At 70.9% G+C, this 20452-nt stretch carries 19 protein-coding genes; 10 read left to right on the top strand and 9 right to left on the bottom strand.

The window, feature by feature from the left end; translation table 11 throughout:
* Positions 1-6: 6 nt before the first annotated feature.
* From OC490_RS12425 to OC490_RS12400, 6 genes are all read right to left on the bottom strand, one after another.
* Complete coding sequence (locus tag OC490_RS12425) at positions 7-900, bottom strand: carbohydrate ABC transporter permease (protein ID WP_262057956.1); 894 nt, start codon at positions 898-900, stop codon at positions 7-9.
* Complete coding sequence (locus OC490_RS12420) at positions 897-1877, bottom strand: carbohydrate ABC transporter permease (protein WP_262057955.1); 981 nt, start codon at positions 1875-1877, stop codon at positions 897-899. Before OC490_RS12420 ends, OC490_RS12425 begins: the two co-directional genes overlap by 4 nt.
* Positions 1874-3172, bottom strand: a complete 1299-nt coding sequence (locus OC490_RS12415; protein ID WP_262057954.1) for an ABC transporter substrate-binding protein — start codon at positions 3170-3172, stop codon at positions 1874-1876. The genes OC490_RS12420 and OC490_RS12415 overlap by 4 nt, the downstream gene beginning before the upstream one ends.
* A gap of 265 nt (positions 3173-3437) precedes the next feature.
* Positions 3438-4895 (bottom strand): cellulose binding domain-containing protein, encoded by a 1458-nt coding sequence (locus OC490_RS12410; protein WP_262057953.1) that lies wholly within the window; start codon positions 4893-4895, stop codon positions 3438-3440.
* Positions 4896-5006: 111 nt separating this feature from the next.
* The gene (locus OC490_RS12405; protein ID WP_262057952.1) at positions 5007-6410 is read right to left on the bottom strand and encodes a sensor histidine kinase; all 1404 of its coding nucleotides are present in this window, start codon (positions 6408-6410) and stop codon (positions 5007-5009) included.
* Entirely contained in the window at positions 6407-7111 is a 705-nt protein-coding gene (locus tag OC490_RS12400; protein ID WP_262057951.1) for a response regulator transcription factor, read from the bottom strand. The genes OC490_RS12405 and OC490_RS12400 overlap by 4 nt, the downstream gene beginning before the upstream one ends.
* Before the next feature lie 111 nt (positions 7112-7222).
* On the opposite strand from OC490_RS12400, the gene OC490_RS12395 reads away from it, so the two are divergent.
* The 3 genes from OC490_RS12395 to OC490_RS12385 all read left to right on the top strand — a co-directional run bounded on the left by OC490_RS12395 (position 7223) and on the right by OC490_RS12385 (position 10050).
* Positions 7223-7771 carry a hypothetical protein gene (locus OC490_RS12395; protein WP_410098611.1) on the top strand — a complete coding sequence of 183 codons (549 nt, stop codon included), beginning with the start codon at positions 7223-7225 and terminating at the stop codon, positions 7769-7771.
* A gap of 114 nt (positions 7772-7885) precedes the next feature.
* Positions 7886-9445: an MFS transporter gene (locus tag OC490_RS12390; protein WP_262057949.1), complete on the top strand. Its 1560-nt coding sequence runs from the start codon at positions 7886-7888 to the stop codon at positions 9443-9445.
* Positions 9442-10050 carry a TetR family transcriptional regulator gene (locus OC490_RS12385; RefSeq protein WP_262057948.1) on the top strand — a complete coding sequence of 203 codons (609 nt, stop codon included), beginning with the start codon at positions 9442-9444 and terminating at the stop codon, positions 10048-10050. The genes OC490_RS12390 and OC490_RS12385 overlap by 4 nt, the downstream gene beginning before the upstream one ends.
* Positions 10051-10104: 54 nt before the next feature.
* Here the strand turns inward: OC490_RS12385 and OC490_RS12380 are convergent, their stop codons facing one another.
* Both OC490_RS12380 and OC490_RS12375 read right to left on the bottom strand, forming a co-directional pair.
* Positions 10105-10977 (bottom strand): spermidine synthase, encoded by an 873-nt coding sequence (locus OC490_RS12380; RefSeq protein ID WP_262057947.1) that lies wholly within the window; start codon positions 10975-10977, stop codon positions 10105-10107.
* Positions 10978-11055: 78 nt separating this feature from the next.
* Entirely contained in the window at positions 11056-11490 is a 435-nt protein-coding gene (locus OC490_RS12375; protein ID WP_262057946.1) for a hypothetical protein, read from the bottom strand.
* A gap of 271 nt (positions 11491-11761) precedes the next feature.
* Between OC490_RS12375 and OC490_RS12370 the strand changes: the two genes are divergently transcribed.
* On the top strand, positions 11762-13234 hold the full coding sequence (locus OC490_RS12370; RefSeq protein WP_262057945.1) for a hypothetical protein: 1473 nt from the start codon (positions 11762-11764) through the stop codon (positions 13232-13234).
* A gap of 94 nt (positions 13235-13328) precedes the next feature.
* Here the strand turns inward: OC490_RS12370 and OC490_RS12365 are convergent, their stop codons facing one another.
* A complete protein-coding gene (locus OC490_RS12365; protein WP_262057944.1) occupies positions 13329-13925 on the bottom strand; it encodes a histidine phosphatase family protein in 597 nt (198 codons plus the stop codon).
* A 208-nt stretch (positions 13926-14133) separates the two neighbouring features.
* On the opposite strand from OC490_RS12365, the gene OC490_RS12360 reads away from it, so the two are divergent.
* The 6 genes from OC490_RS12360 to OC490_RS12335 all read left to right on the top strand — a co-directional run bounded on the left by OC490_RS12360 (position 14134) and on the right by OC490_RS12335 (position 20415).
* Entirely contained in the window at positions 14134-15099 is a 966-nt protein-coding gene (locus OC490_RS12360) for a phosphatase PAP2 family protein (protein ID WP_262057943.1), read from the top strand.
* Positions 15050-16183 (top strand): hypothetical protein, encoded by a 1134-nt coding sequence (locus OC490_RS12355; RefSeq protein WP_262057942.1) that lies wholly within the window; start codon positions 15050-15052, stop codon positions 16181-16183. The genes OC490_RS12360 and OC490_RS12355 overlap by 50 nt, the downstream gene beginning before the upstream one ends.
* Complete coding sequence (locus tag OC490_RS12350; RefSeq protein WP_262057941.1) at positions 16174-17772, top strand: hypothetical protein; 1599 nt, start codon at positions 16174-16176, stop codon at positions 17770-17772. The genes OC490_RS12355 and OC490_RS12350 overlap by 10 nt, the downstream gene beginning before the upstream one ends.
* Positions 17769-19109, top strand: coding sequence for an AAA domain-containing protein (locus OC490_RS12345; RefSeq protein WP_262057940.1), 1341 nt, complete (start codon positions 17769-17771; stop codon positions 19107-19109). Before OC490_RS12350 ends, OC490_RS12345 begins: the two co-directional genes overlap by 4 nt.
* Before the next feature lie 183 nt (positions 19110-19292).
* Entirely contained in the window at positions 19293-19664 is a 372-nt protein-coding gene (locus tag OC490_RS12340) for a hypothetical protein (RefSeq protein ID WP_262057939.1), read from the top strand.
* 136 nt (positions 19665-19800) lie between these two features.
* Positions 19801-20415 (top strand): bifunctional DNA primase/polymerase, encoded by a 615-nt coding sequence (locus tag OC490_RS12335; protein WP_262057938.1) that lies wholly within the window; start codon positions 19801-19803, stop codon positions 20413-20415.
* Positions 20416-20452: the final 37 nt, after the last annotated feature.

Below are 20452 nucleotides of genomic sequence, written 5' to 3'. Positions count from 1 at the left end.
GTGGCGTCAGCCCTTGTTGGCGCCCAGCGTGAGACCGCTGACGAACTGGCGCTGGAGCGCGAAGTACACGATCAGGGTCGGGATCGCGGTGAGCAGGGCGCCGGCCGCGACCAGGTTGGGGTCGGTGAAGTACTGGCCGGAGAGGTTGTTCAGGGCGGAGGTGATCGGCATGTTCTCGCCGGTCGAGATCAGCACGATCGCCCAGAAGAAGTCGTTGTAGATCCAGATGGAGAGCAGGGTGCCCAGGGCCGCCATCGCCGGCTTGCACAGCGGCAGCACGATCTGCCAGTACTGGCGCCACACGGACGCGCCGTCCACGAGGGCCGCCTCGGTCAGCTCGGTCGGCAGCATCCGCATGTAGTTGCTGAGCACGAACGCGCAGAAGCCGGACTGGAACGCCACGTGGATGAGGACCAGGCCGAGCGCGGAGTCGTAGAGCTTGCCGCTCGCCGTGATGCCCGGCAGGTCGATCAGCAGGTACAGGCGGTACAGCGGGGTGATGATGACCTGCTGCGGCAGCAGGTTGCCGGCCGTGAACACCAGCAGCAGGGCGATGTTCCACCGGAAGTCGAAGCGGCTGACGTAGAAAGCCACCATCGACGCCAGCAGCAGCGTGAGCAGCACGGCCGGGACCGCGATGATCACTGTGTTGACGAAGTAGTGCGTCATGTCGGACTGCTGGAACGCGTTCTTGAAGTTGTCGAGGTTCAGCTTGTCCGGCCAGGAGACGTACCCCTTGTTGCTGGTCTCCGAGTACGGGCGCAGGGCCGCGTAGACCGCCCACAGGAGCGGGGCGAGCCAGGCCAGCGAGGTGACGACGAGGAACGTGTGCAGCAGGACCCGGGCGGGGCGGAGCGGGGTGCGCTGCTTCCCGCCGAGCGCGGCGGTGGGGGTGGTCATGCGCGCCGCTCCTTCCGGAAGGTCGCGATCAGGTACGGGATGATGACCGCGAGGGAGATGACCAGCAGGACGACGGCGATCGCCGACCCGTAACCGATCCGGCTGGACTCGCCGATGATGTTGTTGGTGATCAGGATCGACAGCAGCTCGGTGCCCTGGGCGCCCTTGTTGAAGACGTAGACCAGGTCGAAGGCGCGCAGCGACTCGATGATGGTGACGACCAGGACGACCGTGTTGGTGGGGCGCAGCGTCGGGAAGATGACGTTCTTGAACGTCTGCCACTCGTTCGCGCCGTCCAGTGCGGAGGCCTCCCGCAGGGACGGGTCGACGCCCTTGAGACCGGCCAGGTACAAGATCATCATGTAGCCGGCGTGCCGCCAGGAGGCGGCGATCAGGACGGCCCACAGGTTGAGCTTGGGGTCGCCGATCCAGTCGATGTAGTGGCCGGGCTTGTTGGCCCCGATGAGGCTGTTGATCAGGCCGGTGTCCGGGTTGTAGATCAGCTGCCAGACGAAGCCGGTGACCGCCAGCGACATGACGACCGGCAGGAAGAACGCGGTCTGGTAGACGCGGCTGAAGCGGATGTTCTTGTCCAGCTGCACGGCCAGGAACAGGCCGAAGGGCGTCGGCAGCAGGATGAGCACGACGAACCAGATGACGTTGTGCTCAAGGGCGGGCCAGAACTGCGGGTTGTCGGAGAACAACTGCTTGAAGTTGTCCAGCCCGACCCACTTGATCGAGTCGAAGCCGATGCCGTCCCAGCTGGTGAAGGCCAGGGCGATCGACGCGAGGGCGGTGACCCAGACCAGGGCCACGTGCAGGACCGTCGGCACGCCCGCCATGAAGGCGAGCGTGATGCGGTCACGGCGGGTCAGCAGGCGCTTGGCGCCCTTCGGGACCCGCTTGTTGGCAGGCGCGGGGCCCGGAGGCGGAACGGCGTCCGCCTCCGGGCTCGTCGTAGTCGTCTCGGAGATCATGAGGAGGCGAAGATCGTCTTCTTCTGGCGCTCGATCGAGGACAGCAGACTGTCGACGCCCTTGGGGTTCTGGAGGAACTTCTGCAGACCGGGCTGCATCACCGTCGAGGTGAAGTCCGGACGGGAGTCACGGTCCATGAACTGCGTGAGGCTCTTGGCGGCGCCGATCATGTCGAACGCCTTCTTCTGCAGCGGCGAGTACGCGGCGGTGGAGGCCTTGCTGGAGGCGGCGACCACGCTCGGGTCGGTCTTGAGGTAGAGCTCCTCGGCCGCCGGGCTGCCCAGGTACTCCATGAGCTTCACGACACCGTCGTGGTTCTTCGGGGACTTGCTGACCATGAAGCCGTCGGTGGGCGCCTCGACGGTGTCCTGGCCGTACGCGGAGTTGATCTCCGGGAAGGCGAAGAAGTCGAGGTCGTCGAGGTCGGCCTTGTTGGTGAACTGCTGCGCCACGAAGGTGCCCAGGAGGTACATGCCGGCCTTCTTCGCCACCAGGCCCTGGGCGGCGTCCTGCCAGGTGCGGCCCATGAAGCCGTCCTGGTGGTACGGGAGCAGCTCGGACCAGTGGTCGAAGACCGCCTTGACCTTGGGGTCGGTCCACGACTCGGTGCCCGCCATGAGCGCCTTGTGGAAGTCGTAGCCGTTGAGGCGGAAGTTGATCTGGTCGAAGGTGCCCATCGCCGGCCAGGCGTCCTTGTCGCCGAAGGCGATCGGGACCAGGCCGTCGCTCTTCATCTTCTTGCACAGGGCGACCAGCTGGTCCCAGGTGGTGGGGACGGTGTAGCCCTTCGCCGCGAAGACGCTCTTGCGGTAGAAGATCGCCCACGGGTACGTGGTCAGCGGGACGAAGTAGTACTTGCCGTCCTCGCCCTTGCTGAGCTTCTTCATCGCGTCGGGGAAGTTGTCCCCGATCTTCGCCCAGACGTCGTCGATCGGGGTGGCGAGCTTCTTGGCCGCGAAGAACTGCATGCGGTACCCGGCGAACCAGTTGAACACGTCGTCCGGGGTGCCCTGGAGGTAGGAGTTGATCTGCTCCTGGAAGGTGTTGTGGTCCTTCGTGTTGACCTTGACGGTAATGCCGGAGGTCTTCTTGAAGTCCGCGTAGACGCTCGCGAACGCCTTCTTCGGCACGGCGTCGGACGCGTTGGACCCGAGCGTCACGGTCTTCGAGTCGGACCCGCTGCCACTGCTGCCACAGGCGCTCAGCAGGGGGATACCGGCTCCGAGGACGGCGGCGCCGCCGATGCCGCGCAGGACGGAACGGCGGCTCGCGGCGGGGAGGGAGAAGTCGGGCATGAACGGCTCCTGACGGACAGGGTTCGGCCGGAATGCGCCACGCCCCAGGTCGTCGTAACCGACCAGAAACCAACGCGACCAAACACGGTGGCGTAATAACAGTCCCATGTCTGGTCATGCGTCAACACCCGCCGCCTTCATTTGTCGAAACGTAATCGACATGCACCAGCAAGAGAAGCGGACGTACAGCCGAGTGGCCATACGTCCGCTGTGGGGCGATTGGGGCCGCGGGAGCCGCAAGGGGCTCCTGGGGCGCATGGGGCGACTACTGCAAGGCGGAGAAGGCCTTGGAGAACGCGGACGGGGCCTGCACGATCGAGCTGCAGGTCGCGTCGGCGGTGGGCTTGGCCCCGCCGGCGCACTGCTTGTCGCGGGTCGCGGACCACATCGAGATGCCGCCCAGCCCCTTCGCCTTGACGAAAGCGACGAGCTGGGTCGCGTCGTCGACCTTGAAGACCTCCGATGAAACGTCGTTCACACCGATCATCGGCGTGACAGAAACCGCTTTCCATGCAGCGCTTTCAGAGAGCCCGAGAAAACTCTTGACTTGGGCCTGAGTAGCGGTAGCCGCTTGCTCTGAGTACGTTCCCATATCTCCGCTGTAAGCCGGTCCGTAGTCCATCGCCATGATGTTGACCGTGGCGATTTTCACGCCGTTGGACTTGGCATTGGACAACAGGTTCACACCGTCCTGGGTAAGCCCCTCGGGCATCACCGGAAGGGTGTAGGAGACGTCCAGATTCGGGTGCTGCTGCTGGAGTTTTGCTATCGCCTGGGCGCGGATCGTGTTCGCCGCCGTGTTGGGCAGCGCGCCGCCCTCGATGTCGAAGTCGACCTTCGTTAGGCCGTACGTGTCCACGACCTTGCCGTAGGCCGTCGCCAGCGCGCTCGCCGAACCGCACGTCGTCGCCAGCTCGGAGCCGGACGCACCGCCGAAGGAGACCCGCACGTCGCCGCCCTTGGCGCGCAGCGCGCCGATCTGGGAGGCCACGCCGTCGCTCGCGAGGTCCGTCACCCCGCCCCACTTCGGGGTGCAGCCGCCTCCGTCGGTGATGAAGGCGAGGTTGTAGTTCTTCACGCCGGTCGCGGTGACGTTCCCGAGGAGGTCGAAGGCCGGGTAGAGGGAGGTGTCGACGTACGGGGCGAAGCCTCCGGCGGCGGTCGTGCCGGTGCTTGGAGAAGGCGAGGCGGTGGGGGTCGGGGTGGGCGTGGGCGTCGGCTTGGCGGTGGGTGTGGGGGTCGGCGTGGGCGTCGGCGACGAGGTCGTCGGGCGGCCGGTCGGCTCGGGGGTCGCTGTGCCGTCGGCCGAGCACTTGGCGTTGTCGATGAGACAACTCGTCGGCTGGCCCGTGCCGTTGACCACGAAGCCGACCGTGACCGACTCGCCGGCCGCGAGACCGTCCGTGTCCCACTTCGGCGGCTTCACGGTGATGTGCTGCCCGCTCACACTCGACTCGGCGTTCCACAGCGAGCTCAGCTTCGAACCGGACGGCAGGTCGAACTCCAGCGTCCAGTCCTTCTTGGTGGCACCGGTGGTGTTGGTGACGACGTACTGGGCGGTGTACCCGGTCGACCACTCACTGGTCCTGGTGTAGGCCGCGCCGACGCTCGCCGCCTGGGCCACGCCGGTCAGCAGGATCGCGCCGCCGCCGACCACCGCCGCGGCGACCGCGCCGCCGATCACCTTGTTCCTGTTGCTGATCCTGCGCCGGTGGGTGCTCATCGCGTGCCTGCTTTCGCTGTCCGCCTGGGGGGTGGGTGCGGCAGCACGCTAGCGATCCGGAATCGGGCAAAGCGCCTGATCCGGACGGGGGTTGGCGATCTTAGGGCGCGCTTAAGGAAGGGATCGGGAACGGTTAAAGGTCGAGACCAATCTGCCGGGCCGACGCCGTCGTACGGCTCCCCGATGCCCCTTGCGCTCCGGCTCCCGCCCGTCCAGCTGGATCCAGATCCGCACCTCGGTACCGCCGAGCATCGAGGAGCCGATCCGGACGTCCCCGCCGGTCGACTCGGCGAGCCTGCGCACGATGTCGAGGCCGAGCCCGGTCGACCCGTCATTGCCGGAGCCGCGCCCGCGGGCCATCGCCGCCTCGGGGTCCCGTATGCCGGAGCCCGCGTCCGAGACGAGCACGATCACCGCGTCGTCGCTGTTGTGCACGTCGACCGCGAAGGCGGTGCCCTCGGGCGTGTGCCGGAACACATTGCCCAGCAGGGCGTCCAGGGCGGCGACCAGGTCGGCGCGGGCCACGGGTATCCGCACCGGCCGCTCCACCCCGGCCACCCGCACCTTGCGGCCCTCGTCCTCGGCGAGCGCGGACCAGAACCGCATCCGCTCGCGCACCACCTCGGCCGCGTCGCACCCGGCGCCGGGCCCGGCCGCCACGGTCCGCGGCTTGGCCTCGCGCGCGGTCCGGATGATGGTGTCGACCTCCCGCTCCAGCTGTGCGACGGCGGTCCGCGTCTGCTCGGCGGCCGGACCGTCCCCGAGCGAGGCCGCGTTGAGCCGCAGCACGGTGAGGGGTGTGCGGAGGCGGTGCGACAGGTCGGCCGCCAACTCCCGCTCGTTCGCCAGAAGTTGTACGACCTGGTCGGCCATGGAGTTGAACGCGACCGCCGCCAGCCGCAGTTCGGTCGGCCCCTCCTCGGGCACCCGCGCCCCCAGCTTCCCCTCCCCCAGTTCGTGCGCGCCCTCGACCAGGCGCTGCGCGGGCTGCACCATCCGTACGCCCAGCCGGTCGGCGACCGCGACGGAACCGACGATCAGCGCGATGCCGACCCCGGCGAGCACCGCCCAGGCCGTACCCACGCCGTTGCTGACCTCCGACTCCGGGACGAACACCTCGACGACGGATATCTCGCCGGAGCTGAGCGCGACGGGCTGGAGCAGGACGGAGCCGCCGGGCACCTCGGTGGTGGAGGCGCGGCCCAGCTTCCGTACGGTCGCGATGTCCTTGCCGGCGGCGCGCTGCCGGCCGATGTCGAGGGCGGCCTTCCCCTCCCCCGCCGGTATGTGGACGGCCATTCCGGAGTCCGTGCCCGCCGAGGCGACGACCTTCTCCAACTGGTCCCGGTCGGTGGTGATGGACAGCGCGGGGGCGACGGCGGCGGCCTCCCGCTCGGCGTTCGAGAAGGCGCGGTCGCGGGCCATCTCCTTGATGACCAGGCCGAGCGGCACCGCGAAGGCGACGACGACCATGGCCGCGATCGCCAGACAGACCCTGACCAGTGCCCACCTCATCGCAGCGACTCCGCTCCCGGTGGCTCCAGCTTCACGCCGACACCCCGCAGGGTGTGCAGATAGCGCGGCCGGGCCGCCGTCTCCCCCAACTTCCGGCGCAGCCACGACAGATGGACGTCGATCGTCTGGTCGTCGCCGTAGGACTGCTGCCACACCTCGGCGAGGAGTTCCTTGCGCGGGACGACGACACCGGGGCGCCCGGCCAGGAAGGCGAGGAGGTCGAACTCGCGGCGGGTGAGGTCGAGTCGGACACCGTCCAGGTCCGCCTGGCGGCGCAGCGGGTCGACGGTCAGGCCGCCGACGCGGAGGACCGAGGACGGGGGTGCCTCGCCGGTGGCGGCACGGGAGCGCCGCAGGACCGCGGACATACGAGCCGAGAGATGGTCGACCGAGAAGGGCTTGGTGAGGTAGTCGTCCGCGCCCGCGTTCAACAGGCGGACGATCTCCGACTCGTCGTCCCGCGCGGTGGCGATGATCACCGGTACGTCGGTGATTCCACGCAGCATCTTCAGCGCCTCGGACCCGTCCAGGTCGGGCAGTCCGAGGTCCAGGATGACCACGTCGAAACGGAAATGGGCGACCTCGCGCAGCGCCTCAAGTGCCGTACCGACACTGCGCACCGTGTGTGCGGCGTCGGTCAGATGCCGGATGAGGGCCGAGCGTACGAACTGGTCGTCCTCGACCACGAGCACACTTGCCATGCGCCGCACCGTAGCCCATGCGGGCGAACCGTATCCGGGCCTGTGGACAACTCCCGCCTGTGGACAAAGCCGTGGCCATCGCCGGGACACTCGTGGGGCGCGTGAGGCAGTATGGCCGCGATGCCCAGAGGACTCGTCAACGGATTCGCGCACGTGCTGGCCTGGTTGCTCGCCACCGGCGCGGCGGTCACGCTGTCCTGGTGGGGCGTCCACACGGTCATGACGGGCACGGCCTACGACCCCCCGCGCGCCCTGCCCATCACGGCGGCCGGCGCGACCGCGCAGGAGGCGACACCGCCCGCCGAGCCGACGGTACGGGCCGAGTCGGCCCCGAGCCCGTCGAGCACCCCGACACCGACCCGCACCCCGAGTCCGACCCCCACGGAGACGGCGACCGCGAGCCCGTCCCCGTCCCCCTCCGTCTCCACCTCGGGCCAGGTCAAGAGCTACGACACCGACGGCGGGCGGGTGGTGCTCGAACTCGACACCGATCCGGCCTACGTCACGCTCGTGTCGGCGACACCGGGTACGGGCTGGTCGATGCAGGTGTGGAAGACGCCCTCGTGGCTCCGGGTGGAGTTCACCAAGGGCACGGGCAAGGTGTCGGTGATCTGCACCTGGCACGACGGGGCGCCGCGGGTGGATGTGGGGAACTACTAGCGCGCGGGCGGCCCGGACCGCACGAACCAGAAAGTGAAAGCCAACTACATATTGACAGTCGACTCCCATTTGGAAGTAGCCTCTCATTAGGTTGCCACCTTCTGGGAGGTCCGCATGTCCGCGCACGCCCTCACTCCTCTGTCCTCGTCCCCCCGCCGCTGGCTCGCGCTCGCCGCGCTCACCCTGAGCGTGCTGATCGTCGGCCTCGACGGGACCGTCATCAACGTCGCCCTGCCGACCATCGCGGGCCAACTCCACGCCGACAGCGCCCAGTTGCAGTGGATCGGCGGCGGTTATCTGCTGACCCTGTCCGTGGCGATGCTCCCGGTCGGCCTGCTCGGCGACCGCTACGGCCACAAACGCCTGCTCCTGTCCGGCATCGCGCTCTTCGGACTCGCCTCGCTCGGCGGGGCGCTCGCCTCCTCGACGGCTCAGGTCATCGCGGCCCGCGCGGTCCTCGGTCTGGGCGCCGCCGCGATCACCCCGCTCTCCATGGCGATCCTGCCGCGCGTGTTCGCCAAGGAGGAACTGCCCCGGGCCATCGCCGTCTGGACCGCCGCCACCGCGCTCGGCATGCCGGTCGGGCCCCTGGTCGGCGGCTGGCTCCTGAACCACTTCTGGTGGGGCTCGATCTTCCTCTTCAACCTCCCCGTGGCCGCCCTCGCCCTGACAGCAGGCATATGGCTCCTCCCCCACGACAAGGCCCGCCCCCGGGAGACACCCGCCTTCGACACCCTCGGCACCCTCCTGGGCGGCCTCGGCATCACGACTCTCGTCTACGGCACGATCCTCATCCCGCAGCTCGGCTGGACGCACGCGCGCGTGGTCGTCCCGCTCGCCGCAGCGGCCGTACTGCTCACCGCCTTCGTGGTGCGCGAGCGCCGCCACCCGCACCCGATCGTCGACCTGCGGCTCTTCACCGACCGCCGCTTCCTGTGGGGCACCCTGATCGCCGTCTTCGTCAACTTCGCGGTGATGGGCATCCTGTTCGTCGTCCCGCAGTACCTGGAGGCGGTCCTCGGCAACGACTCCTTCGGCACCGGACTGCGCGTACTGCCCCTGATCGGCGGCCTGATGGCGGCAGCCGCGGCGAGCGAGCCCCTGGTGCCGCGGCTCGGTGTCCGTACGGTCATCCCCTTCGGCCTGTCCGTGCTGGCCGCCGGCGCCCTGCTCGGCGCGACCTCGGACGGCTCGACCGGATACGGCTTCACCGCGCTGTGGCTCTCCCTCACCGGCCTCGGCTTCGGACTCGCCGTCGTCCCCGCGACCAGCCTGGTGATGGGCTCGCTGCCCACCGACAACACCGGTTCGGGCACCAGCCTCCTGGAGACCGTGCAGCAACTCGGCGGCGTCCTCGGCGTGGCCGGCCTGGGCAGCCTCCTCGGCTACGGCTATCTCGCCCGCGTCCGCACCGGCGGCCTCCCGGCGCAGGCGGCGCACACGGCCCGCGACTCGGTCTCCGGCGCCGACGAGGTCGCCCGGCAACTGCACGACACGGGCCTCGCGAACTCCGCCCACGAGGCCTTCGTGCACGGCATGAACCTGGTGCTGACCGCCTGCGGCACGATCTCCCTGCTCGCCGCCGTGCTGGCCCTGCTCTTCCTGCCCGGCCGCGCCACCTGCTCCCGGACGGTGGCCCGGTCCCCGCGCGAACACGCAGAATCAGTGGCATGACGACGCACGAGACCTCCGCCGCCCCCCTCGGCCTGCGTGAGCGCAAGAAGCGGCAGACCCGCGAGCGCATCCGCCGTGAGGCCTACCGCCTCTTCGCCGAGCACGGGTACGAGACGACCACGGTCGACCAGATCGCGGACGCGGCGGAGGTCTCGCCGAGCACGTTCTTCCGGTACTACCCCACCAAGGAGGACGTGGTCATCCAGGACGAGTACGACCCCGCGCTCGCCGAGGCCCTCCGCGCGCGCCCGGCCGACGAACCGATCGTGGACGCGATCCTCAACTCCCTGAAGGGGCCGCTGGGTCAGATGCTGGACCAGGACCGCGAGGACCTGCTCCTGCGCACCCGCATCACCTTCACCGACGCCGCGATCCGGGCCCGCAACGTCGTCGAACAGCAGCGCAGCGAGGAGGTGATCGCCGCGATCATCGCCGAACGCACCGGCCGCGCCGCGACCGACCTGGAGATCAAGTGCGCGGCGGCGGCCATCATCGCCGTGTTCACGACGCTCGTACGGCACTGGGTGGAGGGTGACGGCCAGGAGGACCTGGCGGAGCTGTACCAGCGCCATCTGCCGCTGCTGGCAAGGGGGTTGGACTTCTGACCGGTCGGGCCGGATTCCGGTCGGGCCGGATTCCGGTCGGCCGGATTTTCGAACTCAGCGGAACACGGACGGGGGCGGCGCCGGTGAGGCGACCGCCGCGGCATCCGTCACCGGTACGGCGCCGCCCGTGAAGTCGGTGAGTTCGCGGCCGTGTTGGAGCCGGCCGGGGTGCGGGTCGGAGGCGGCGCGCCGGGTGAGTTCGGCGAGCGGCAGCGGGTGGTCGGAGGCGACGAGGACGGCGTTGCCGAACCGTTTGCCGCGCAGCACGGTCGGGTCGGCGATCAGCGCGAGTTCCGTGAACCGGGCGGCCACGGTGGCGATTTGACCGCGGAGATGGGCGAGCGGGGGTCCGTCGGCGAGGTTGGCGGCGTAGATCCCGCCGGGTCCCAGCGCCCGGCGCACCTCGTCGAGAAACTCGATCGAGGTGAGGTGGGCGGGCGTCCGGGCGCCGCTGAAGACGTCCGCGACGACGAGGTCCGCCCAGCCCTCGGGCAGTTTCGCGAGTCCCGCGCGGGCGTCGGTGGAGCGCACCCTGATCCGCGCGTTCGGGTCCAACGGCAGCTCGCGCCGGACCAGTTGGACGAGGGCCGCGTCGAACTCGACGACCTGCTGGGTGGATCGGGGGCGGGTGGCGGCGACGTACCGGGCGAGCGTGAGGGCGCCACCGCCGAGGTGCACTGCCTGGATCGGTTTGCCTGCCGGTGCGGCGAGGTCGATGACGTGGCCCAGGCGGCGCTGGTACTCGAAGGACAGATACGCCGGGTCGTCGAGGTCGACGTAGGACTGCGGCGCTCCGTCGATCAACAGGGTCCAGGCCCGCGCACGGTCCCGGTCGGGTATCAGCTCGGCGAGCCCACCGTCGACCGCCTCGACGACGGCCTCGGCAGAGCCGGCACCACCTCGCCGGGTGTTCCTGGACTTTCCCATTGGCCCATTATCGGGGGCCCTGGACGGGACGGCGCGCCCGGCACCGACGGCCACCGTCCGCGCACCGCCGCCGAGCGCTCAGCGACAGCCGTCCGCCGCCTCGATCAGGCGGGCCGCCTCGCCCAGCGCGGCCCGCAGGACCGCCGGGTCGGTCGCGAGGTCGGCGTCGCCGGGGGGCAGCAGCCAGTCGGAGCCCTCGACCGGGGGCTCGGGGTCGGGGGCGAGGCGCAGACCCCGGCCGTGGGTCTCCGTACAGGTACTGCCCGGAACGTCCCAGGCCGCCGCCGTGCCCGGCGGGACCAGGAAGCCGAGGGTGTCGCCGCCGTCGTCGTGCAGGACGGGGCCGACCCCGTCGCCCGCACCGCGCCGCAGGATGTCGACGGCCTCCAGGCCCTGCCGCGTCGGCACGGTCACCAGATCGCAGGCGGAGTCCGCGAACGGTGGCGCACTGCACTCCGCGCTCGGCATTCGAGGATCGACGCTCTGACTGGTCTCCAGCCCGGTCTCCACCACGGAACCCCTCCTTGGACGAGCGGGTCGGGAGTCGGGTGGCTCCCGGATCCATGGAGTTCAACGCGTCGAAGCGTCAACGGCTACGGCACAAGTCCGCCGCAAAGGATGGCAGTTCATGGCAGATCCCGGATGAGATATCCGGTTTGTAGCCAAACCCTGCGTGGCGGGTCATGCACAGCAGGTACGTTCTTGCCCGCTGGAAACAGGGCGTCACTCAACAAGTCACCCTGAATCCGGCATGGTTCGACGGTTCGCACGAGAGGACCCGGCCATGGCGTCGTCAACGGTGCTCCCGCCCCAGTTCCCCCAACCACCGAGACCCAATCTCGCCTTCCGGCGGCTGCGCGGACAGCGCTCACCGGCGGAGTTCGCCGCGGCCGTACGCCGGTCCGCCCGCGAGATCGGCGAGCGGGTCAGCTGCGACGCGCGCTATGTCGGCCGCGTCGAAGCCGGTGAGATCCGTTGCCCCAACTACGCGTACGAACGGGTGTTCCTGCACATGTTCCCCGGCCGCACGCTCGCCGACCTCGGCTTCGCGCCCCGCTCGTCCGTACGCGGACGCGGGGCGCGCACCGCCGAGGACACGCCCCCCGCACACCCCACGAGCCCGGGATACACCTCGGGCGAGACAGGTGGGACGGATGAGACGCAGGGGGCGTACGAGCCGTATGACACCCAGGACCCGTACGACACGCACGAGAACCACGAGAACCACGAGGAGAGCGACGTGCTGCGTCGCGCATTCATGAGGGGCGGCACCGTCACGGTGGCCGCCGGCACCCTGGGCCCGCTGGGGCTCACATTGGACGCCGTGGCAGCGGAACGTTCCGTCCGCCGCCCCGGTACGAGCGAGGCGGGCGCCCTGGAAGAGGCCGTCCGCAGAATCCGGCTGCTCGACGACCGGCACGGCGCCGACGGCCTCTACCGGCGCGCGGCGGCCCCGCTGCGCGCCGCCTACGCCCTGCTCGACGCGGGCACCACCCGGCAGTCGGTCGCCGAACGACTGCACTCCGGAGCCGGTGAACTCGCCATCTCGGTGGGCTGGCTGGCCCACGACTCCGGCCGTTTCGACGACGCCCGCTCGCACTACGCGGAAGCCCTCGCCACCGCCCGCATGACCGGCGACGCGGGCCTTGAGGCACACGCCTTCTGCAATACGGCGTTCCTCGCGCGGGACGCCGGACGCCCGCGCGAGGCGGTACGCGCCGCACAGGCCGCGCAGCGGGTCGCCCGCCCGGTGGGCTCCGCCCGTCTGATGTCGCTGCTCGCGCTGCGCGAGGCGGGCGGCTGGGCCGGGCTCGCCGACCGCACCGGCTGCGAACAGGCGCTGGCCCGAGCGCAGGCCCTCTACGAGCGGGGCCACTCGGACGCCGACCCCGAGTGGATGAGCTTCTACGGAGAGGCCGAGTTGGAGGGGCTTGAGGCGCAGTGCTGGTCGACGCTGGGCGACTGGCCGAGGGCTTCTCGGCACGCTCGGCGTGCGGCCCAGCTCCAGGATCCGCACTTCACGCGGAACATCGCGCTGTACACAGCCGAACTTGCCGACGATCTCGCGCGGGGAGGCCGGCCCGACGAGGCGGCGACTGCGGGGATGCGGGTGCTGGATCTTCTGGACCTGGTGCAGTCGTCGCGGATTCAGACGATGCTGGCCGGGACCGCGCGGGTGCTGCTGCCTCATCGGCGGGCTTCGGGGGTTTCCACGTTTCTGGAGAGGCACTCCAGTCTGCCTCGAACTGCGGCGTAGTTTTTTTGCTGCGGGCCGGTGAGGGCTGGGCGCGCCCACGCGGCGGAGCCGCAGATCGACACAGCCCCGCGCCCCTGAAGGGGCACGCCTATGACTACGTAACCAGATGCCCCAGGTCGTTCCAGCTCTCGATCGCCGGTTCGTCGTAGGCCCAGCCGAGCACCGACAGGGACGTCGGGTTGAGCCGTATCCGTGCCGCGAAGTCGATCGGCAGGCCCAGCCAGCGGGCGCCGATCGAGCGGAGGATGTGGCCGTGCGCGAAGACCAGGACGTCACGGTCCTCGGACCGTGCCCAGGCGACGACCTCGTCCGCGCGGGCGGTCACTTCCGCGAGGGTCTCCCCTTCGGGGACGCCGTCGCGCCAGATCAGCCAGCCCGGCCGCAAGACCGCTATCTCCTGCGGGGTGAGGCCCTCATAGGCGCCGTAGTCCCACTCCATGAGGGTGTCCCAGTCGGTGGCGCGGTCGCCGAAGCCGGCGAGTTCGCAGGTCTCACGCGCGCGTGCCAGCGGGCTGGTGCGCACCTCGACCCCGGGGAGGCCGTCCAGCGGGGAGCGGTGCAGTCGCTCGCCGAGCACCTTGGCGCCGCGCCGGCCCTCTTCGAGGAGCGGGACGTCGGTCCTGCCGGTGTGCTTCCCGGACAGCGACCATGCCGTCTGTCCGTGCCGGGCCAGCAGGATGCGCGGTGCCATGGGGGACCTTTCCGGGAGATGCCGAGAGGCGGGTCACTCCATCATCTCGCACCATTGAGAAGGGCAACCCGGGGGGCGATCTCTGCGTCTTTGAGGTCCGGGGGCGCCCGAAACAGGGCGCGCACATACGCCGTAAAGTGTCCCGACCGAACACCGGCGAGCCGGAACACCGGGCACCGCACCAGGAGAGAAGGGGGAGGGCGATCGGATGCCGCAGACCGAGACACCAGGCATCGAGGCGGACCGGCGAAGCCGGCTGCGCTGGTGGACCGAGCTGCCGCTGATCCTCATGGTGTACGCCTCGTACTCGGCGGGCCGCCTGCTGGCCAGGGGCGACACGGCGAGCGCCGTGGACCACGGGCTGGCGATCCTGCGCGTCGAGAAGTTCCTGCACATCAACGCCGAGCACCCGCTCAACCGGCTCTTCACGCGCGAGGCCTGGCTCGGCATCCCGGCCGACTTCTGGTACGCGTCGCTGCACTACCTGGTCACGCCCGCGATCCTGATCTGGCTGTTCCGGTCACGTGCACAGGTCTACCGCGCGGCCCGCACCTGGCTGATGACGTCCACGTTCATCGGCCTGATCGGCTTCACCCTGCTCCCGACCTGCCCGCCCCGTCTCCTCTCCCCGGACTACGGCTTCGTCGACACGATGGCCAAGTACAGCTCGTACGGCTGGTGGGGCGGCGACGCGAGCGCGCCGCGCGGCCTGGGCGGGATGACCAACCAGTACGCGGCGATGCCGAGCCTGCACTGCGGCTGGGCGCTGTGGTGCGGAGTGATGCTGTGGCGCTACGGCGGCACGCGGCTCACCAAGGTCCTCGGCGTCGCCTATCCGCTGCTGACGGCGATCGTGGTCATGGGCACCGCGAACCACTACCTCCTCGACGCGGTCGCGGGTGTGGTCGTGATGGGGCTCGGGTTCCTGCTGGCGCCGCAGGTCATGAAGGGCGCGGACCGGATCAGGGCGCGGTTCGAGGGGCGCGGCTCACTCGTCGCGGCCCGCTCCCGTGACGCCTCTCCCGGCACAGAAACCTCAATTGTCAGTGGTGGATGCCAGACTTCCCCGGGTGAACGAATTCCACGGCAGCGCGAGTCACAGCTCGGTACCGGAGCCGAGCCGGGTGCCTCCCCCACGGACGCGGGGGACGGCGCTCCGGCACCGGCTCGCTGAGCTGCGCGGCCCGGACGTCCCGGCCAAGGCGCTGGACGCACGCGCCCTGGCGGCCCTGGCCGCGAACCCGGGCTGCGAGCGGCGGGCGATCCTGGACGGCGCGGGGGTGAACAAGGCGGTGCTGGCCGAAGCGCTCGGCTCCCCGTCCGCCTTCGGGCAGTCCCAGTTCGCCTTCATGCGGGGCAACGCGTTCGAGGCCCGGGTGAAGGCGGACGGCGGCGCGGAGCTGCTGCGGCTGGTGCACGAGAAGCTGGACCCGGGCGCCGAGCCGCCGGTGCACGCGCATGTGCCCGTACTGACGGCGGTCGGCCCCGAGGGACGCGCGGCGCGTACGGCGCTGGCACTGCGCGAGGCGACCGAGGCCGCCGCCTGGACGCTGCTGGACCACCCGATGCTCGCCCTGGACGTGGCGGGCTCCCCGGCCTTCCTGGAGCCGGACGCGGTGGTCGTGCACCCGGACGGCAGTTGGACGGTCGTGGAGATCAAGTCCTTCCCGATGCTGGACGGTTCGGCGGACCCGGCGAAGGTCGGCGCGGCGGCCCGCCAGTCGGCGGTGTACGTGCTGGCCCTGGAGGAGGTGGCCGCCCGCCTCGATCCGGTCCCCCGGGTACGCACGCGCGTGCTGCTCGTCTGCCCGAAGGACTTCTCCAACCTGCCCACCGCGTCCGCCGTCGACGTCCGCAAACAGCGTGCGGTCACCGGGCGTCAACTCGCCCGTCTCACCCGCATCGAGGACATCGCCGACACCCTCCCCGAGGGCACCTGTTTCGCCCCCGACCGCCCGGCCGCCGAGCTGACGGCGGCCGTCGAGTCGGTCCCGGCGAGCTACGCCCCCGAGTGCCTGGCCGCCTGCGAGCTGGCCTTCCACTGCCGCGACCACTCCCGCGCGTCCGGCGCCGTCACCGCTCTCGGCCGTTCCCTGCGCGCCGAGTTGGGCGACCTGACCACGATCGACGAGGTCCTGGCGGCTGCCCACGGCGAGGCGGGCGACCCGGACGACCCGGCGGTGGCGGCACTGCGGAGAGCGGCGGAGTTGCGGGCCGAGGCGCTGGCGCACCTCCCGGAGGGCGCCCCATGTCGCTGATCTCGACTCTCGCCCGGCTGGAGGCCGTTCGCACCGGCCGCGCCCAGCCCACCGCCACCGTGCGCCACCGGCACCTGTCCGAGCGCCCCCTGGTCCTCGTGCCGCTCACCACCGCCGGTGAGGCGGGGGCGCCCCTCGGTGCGCTCGTCGGCACGGACCGGGACGCGCCGCGGCTGCTCGTCGTACCGCAGCCGCGCGACCGTGACCTCAGGTTCGCGTTCCTGGCCGAACTCGCGGACGTGGTCCTGCCGTACATCGACACGTTCGCGGACGACGTGGAGGCCGCCGAGCGCAACGAGACCGATCCGGAGACCGGCAAGCGGGTCAAGGTCGAGGTCGAACTGTGCGCCGACGCCCCGCAGTTGATCGTGCCGAGCCGCCCCGGCATCGAGCTGGTCCGGCTGCTCGGCCGCTCGATGCGCTTTCGCCGTACGGCCGAGCAGGACCCGGAGACCCCGCATCCCGCGCCCCCGCACGTGCCGTTGCTCGGGCGCTGGCTGACCCACTTCGGGGAGCGGGCCCGGGTGCCCGGTTCGGCGCTGCTGCTCGCGCTCACCGAGGTGCTCGGCCGACACTGGGCGACCGGTCAGTCCAGCCTGGAGGACCAGCACCTGGGCGCGCTGCTCGCCTGGATCGACCCCCCGGACGGCGTCCCGGGCGCCGAGGCCGCGCTCGACGCGGAGCTACGCCGGGACGCACAGGGCCAGTTGGTGTGCCCGCCGGCGGGGCCGGCCACCGACCCGGCGTTCGACAACAAGCTGCTCGCCCCGGCCATCGAGCGCTACGACCGCGCCCGTACCGCCCTCGCCGCCGCCGAGGACGGCCTGGAGGCCGACGACCGGCTCGGTGAACTCACCGCCGCCGAGCGGGAGATCAGGGCCCTCGTCGAGAGCCGCACCCGCCCCACCTGGGACGCGGTGTGGCACGGGCTGGATCTGCTGCGGGCACTCCCGGAGGGCGCGCACGCCGTCGACCGGTGGACGCGCGACCGCTGGTCGTTCACCGGGCACCGCGACCGGATCACCGCCGGTGAGCCCCCGCAGCCGCGCCGCGACGACGCGGTGACCGCGGCCAACAAGCTCGCCACGCGTGAGCGCGAACAGGCCCGCCTGGACGCCCAGGAGGCCCTGGACGACCCGCTGGTGATGGCCGGGCGGCGGCTCGCCGGAGAGGCCTTCGCGGGCGAGGTCACGGATGTGGTGATGTCGTACAGCGAGGGCAAGAGCCCCCGTCCGCGCCCGCTGGTGACCGTGCGGACGGACGACCGGCCGCATCTCGGGGAGCGGGTGAAGGTGTTCCGGTCCCTGGGCGGCAAGCCGCAGTCGGCGGAGTTCGTGGGCCATGAGGAGGACGGCGCCCTCGTCGTCCTCCGGGTCGTCGACAAGATGGGCCGGGGCAAGGAGCCGGACGTCGGTTCCGTGCCGGAGAAGGGCGACCGGATCTGCTTCACGCTCTTCGAGCACGAGCAGCGGGGCGGGGCGAAACTGCCCGACCAGGAGGACACACCGTGGACGCACGGCGGCCCGCCCGGCGAGGAGATCGCCGTACAGGAGTCGGCGGATCCGGTGACCGAGGAGGACGTCCTGTGACTCCGGACCCGACTTTCGACCCCGGTGCCGAGGCCGGCCGGGCCACCGACGCCATCCTGCGCGACACCCTGCACGGCACGGCGCGCGGAGTGGTCGTCGACTCCCCGCCCGGTGCCGGCAAGTCCACCCTCGTGGTCCGGGCCGCGCTCGAACTGGCCGACGCGGGGCGCCCGTTGATGGTGGTCGCGCAGACCAACGCCCAGGTCGACGACCTCGTCGTCCGGCTCGCCGAGAAGAACGGCGAGCTGCCCGTGGGCCGGCTGCACAGCAGTGACGCGGACCCGTACGACAAGGCGCTGGACGACCTGCCGAACGTACGGAAGTCGGCGAAGGCGGGTGAGCTGGCCGGGCTCCCGGTGGTCATCTCGACGGCGGCCAAGTGGGCGCACGTCAAAGTTGACGAGCCGTGGCGGCACGCGATCGTCGACGAGGCGTACCAGATGCGCTCGGACTCGCTGCTGGCCGTGGCCGGGCTGTTCGAGCGGGCGCTGTTCGTGGGCGACCCGGGGCAGTTGGACCCGTTCGCGATCGTCGGCGCGGAGCAGTGGGCGGGCCTGTCGTACGACCCCTCGGCCTCGGCGGTGACGACCCTGCTCGCGCACAACCCCGAACTCCCGCAGCACCGCCTCCCGGTGTCCTGGCGCCTCCCGGCGTCGGCCGCCCCCCTCGTCTCGAACGCGTTCTACCCGTACACCCGTTTCCGCAGCGGCACCGGCCACGGCGACCGGCGGCTCGCCTTCGGTGTCCCGTCGGACGGTTCGGGCCCGGACCGGGTGCTCGACGAGGCCGCCGAGTCGGGCTGGGGCCTGCTGGAACTCCCCGCCCGCCACACGCCCCGCACGGACCCGGAGGCGGTGCGGGCGGTGGCGACGGTCGTACGACGGCTGCTGGACCGGGGCGGCGCGGCCACGTCGGAGCGCTCGCCCGACCCCACCCCCCTGACCGCCGACCGGATCGCGGTCGGCACCGCGCACCGGGACCAGGCGGCGGCGGTCCGCGCGGCGCTGGCGGAGCTGGGCGTCACGGACGTCACCGTGGACACGGCGAACCGGCTCCAGGGCCGGGAGTTCGACGTCACGGTGGTCCTCCACCCCCTCTCCGGCCGCCCCGACGCCACCGCCTTCCACCTGGAGACGGGCCGCCTCTGCGTCCTGGCCTCCCGACACCGCCACGCGTGCATCGTGGTCTGCCGGGCCGGGGTGAGCGAACTGCTGGACGACCACCCGTCCACGGAGCCGGTGCAGCTGGGGGTGACGGTGAAGTTTCCGGACGGGTGGGAGGCGAATCACGCTGTGCTCGCGCACCTGGCAGAACACCGGGTGGTGTGGAGACCCTGACGGCTGGGCAGCCAATCACGCGGTGCCGTCGCGCTTCGGGGAACATCGCGTGGTCCGGGGGGCTTGAGAGTCCCGGGACCGTGCCCGGGTGGTATGCCCGGGGCCTCTTGCGCGGTCGGGAGACAATGGACGGTGGTCCGGCTCGTGAGGCGGGTCATCCGTGACGTACGAGGAGGAGAAGACATGGCGGAGCACACGCCGCGTCGCAACGAATCGCGGCTACGCCCCGCGCCCTTGCTCTTCGAGCCCGCGCAGGCGGCCGAGGACCCGGAGCACTTCTTCGACCTGGAGTCGATGGACGACCCGCGCGCGCTGCTGGCGCGGGCGACGGAGCTGACGCACGCGTTCCGCGCCGCGACGGACCGCGCGGTGGAGTTCCAGGCGATCGCGGCGGCTCAGCTCGCCGACCCGCGCCGGTTCGACCGGCTGACGCCGGCGGACATCGCGGAGCAGGCCGAGTGGACCGAGGACTACGCGAAGAAGATGGTCGAGTTCGGGCGGGATCTGCTGCGCGGCACCGAGGGGCGGGACAGCGGGGCCGCAGACCCGGTGTGACCCGAGGGACCCGGGAGTTTTCGGCTTGGCTTTTGGCATATGCCCGGCGGGCAAGATACTCCCTACCGCCCCCTCCTGTCCCGATTTCTGGCAACTCTCGGAGACCGTACGCTCACGGGCGGTAGATCTGTTCGCCATGAGCCGCACACAGGACGACCCCTTCGCCGACCGCTTCGACATCTCGGGCGTGACCCCGGACGGTGCCGCCTGGCTCGCCTCGGCAGGAACGTATCCGCGTAGCACGCTCGCCCTGTGGCGGGAGCGGCCGGACGCCCCGGTCGTCCTGCCCTGCGGCTCCGCCTTCGACGTGGTGAACGCTCCGGCGATCTTCGGCCGCCGTATGGTCGACCGCTTGTGGGACGAGGGTCCCGGCTCCGGGCCGGTCGCGACCTACCGGGGCCGGATGCTCCTGTTCGCCACCCCCGGGACGGCTCAACGGCTGCCCTCGTTGCTGGGCTGGGAGGAGTGGGGCACGGATGCCGCGGAGCACGGCCGTACAGAGTCCGTCCCGCCGCTGCTGTGCCACGGCAAGGGAGACGCGGTGACCGTCCCGGCACTGGTCGGCGCGGCCGATCCGGCGCCGTTCGACTCCCGCTGGCTGGTCGCTCCCGACACCCGCCGCCCCTGGCTCCCCGGCGCGGAAATCCTGCTCTGGGCGGCCGTGCGGGCAGCCCGCGCGACGGTGCGCATATCGATTTTTCCTCCCGCCGATCAGGATGCTAAGGTCTACGACGTCAGCAGGCGCCGCTAGCTCAGTTGGTTAGAGCAGCTGACTCTTAATCAGCGGG

Origin of the sequence: Streptomyces sp. STR69, assembly GCF_024519455.1 — a bacterium.
Classification (GTDB): domain Bacteria; phylum Actinomycetota; class Actinomycetes; order Streptomycetales; family Streptomycetaceae; genus Streptomyces.
This window is presented reverse-complemented; position numbering and strand designations above follow the sequence as displayed.

Coding starts and splice junctions, on each gene's coding strand:
- OC490_RS12405 (WP_262057952.1), bottom strand. CDS start 6,410: ATGAGGTGGGCACTGGTCAGGGTCTGTCTGGCGATCGCGGCCATGGTC.
- OC490_RS12385 (WP_262057948.1), top strand. CDS start 9,442: ATGACGACGCACGAGACCTCCGCCGCCCCCCTCGGCCTGCGTGAGCGC.
- OC490_RS12420 (WP_262057955.1), bottom strand. CDS start 1,877: ATGATCTCCGAGACGACTACGACGAGCCCGGAGGCGGACGCCGTTCCG.
- OC490_RS12350 (WP_262057941.1), top strand. CDS start 16,174: ATGTCGCTGATCTCGACTCTCGCCCGGCTGGAGGCCGTTCGCACCGGC.
- OC490_RS12415 (WP_262057954.1), bottom strand. CDS start 3,172: ATGCCCGACTTCTCCCTCCCCGCCGCGAGCCGCCGTTCCGTCCTGCGC.
- OC490_RS12395 (WP_410098611.1), top strand. CDS start 7,223: ATGGCCGCGATGCCCAGAGGACTCGTCAACGGATTCGCGCACGTGCTG.
- OC490_RS12425 (WP_262057956.1), bottom strand. CDS start 900: ATGACCACCCCCACCGCCGCGCTCGGCGGGAAGCAGCGCACCCCGCTC.
- OC490_RS12410 (WP_262057953.1), bottom strand. CDS start 4,895: ATGAGCACCCACCGGCGCAGGATCAGCAACAGGAACAAGGTGATCGGC.
- OC490_RS12390 (WP_262057949.1), top strand. CDS start 7,886: ATGTCCGCGCACGCCCTCACTCCTCTGTCCTCGTCCCCCCGCCGCTGG.
- OC490_RS12370 (WP_262057945.1), top strand. CDS start 11,762: ATGGCGTCGTCAACGGTGCTCCCGCCCCAGTTCCCCCAACCACCGAGA.
- OC490_RS12365 (WP_262057944.1), bottom strand. CDS start 13,925: ATGGCACCGCGCATCCTGCTGGCCCGGCACGGACAGACGGCATGGTCG.
- OC490_RS12335 (WP_262057938.1), top strand. CDS start 19,801: ATGAGCCGCACACAGGACGACCCCTTCGCCGACCGCTTCGACATCTCG.
- OC490_RS12340 (WP_262057939.1), top strand. CDS start 19,293: ATGGCGGAGCACACGCCGCGTCGCAACGAATCGCGGCTACGCCCCGCG.
- OC490_RS12380 (WP_262057947.1), bottom strand. CDS start 10,977: ATGGGAAAGTCCAGGAACACCCGGCGAGGTGGTGCCGGCTCTGCCGAG.
- OC490_RS12400 (WP_262057951.1), bottom strand. CDS start 7,111: ATGGCAAGTGTGCTCGTGGTCGAGGACGACCAGTTCGTACGCTCGGCC.
- OC490_RS12360 (WP_262057943.1), top strand. CDS start 14,134: ATGCCGCAGACCGAGACACCAGGCATCGAGGCGGACCGGCGAAGCCGG.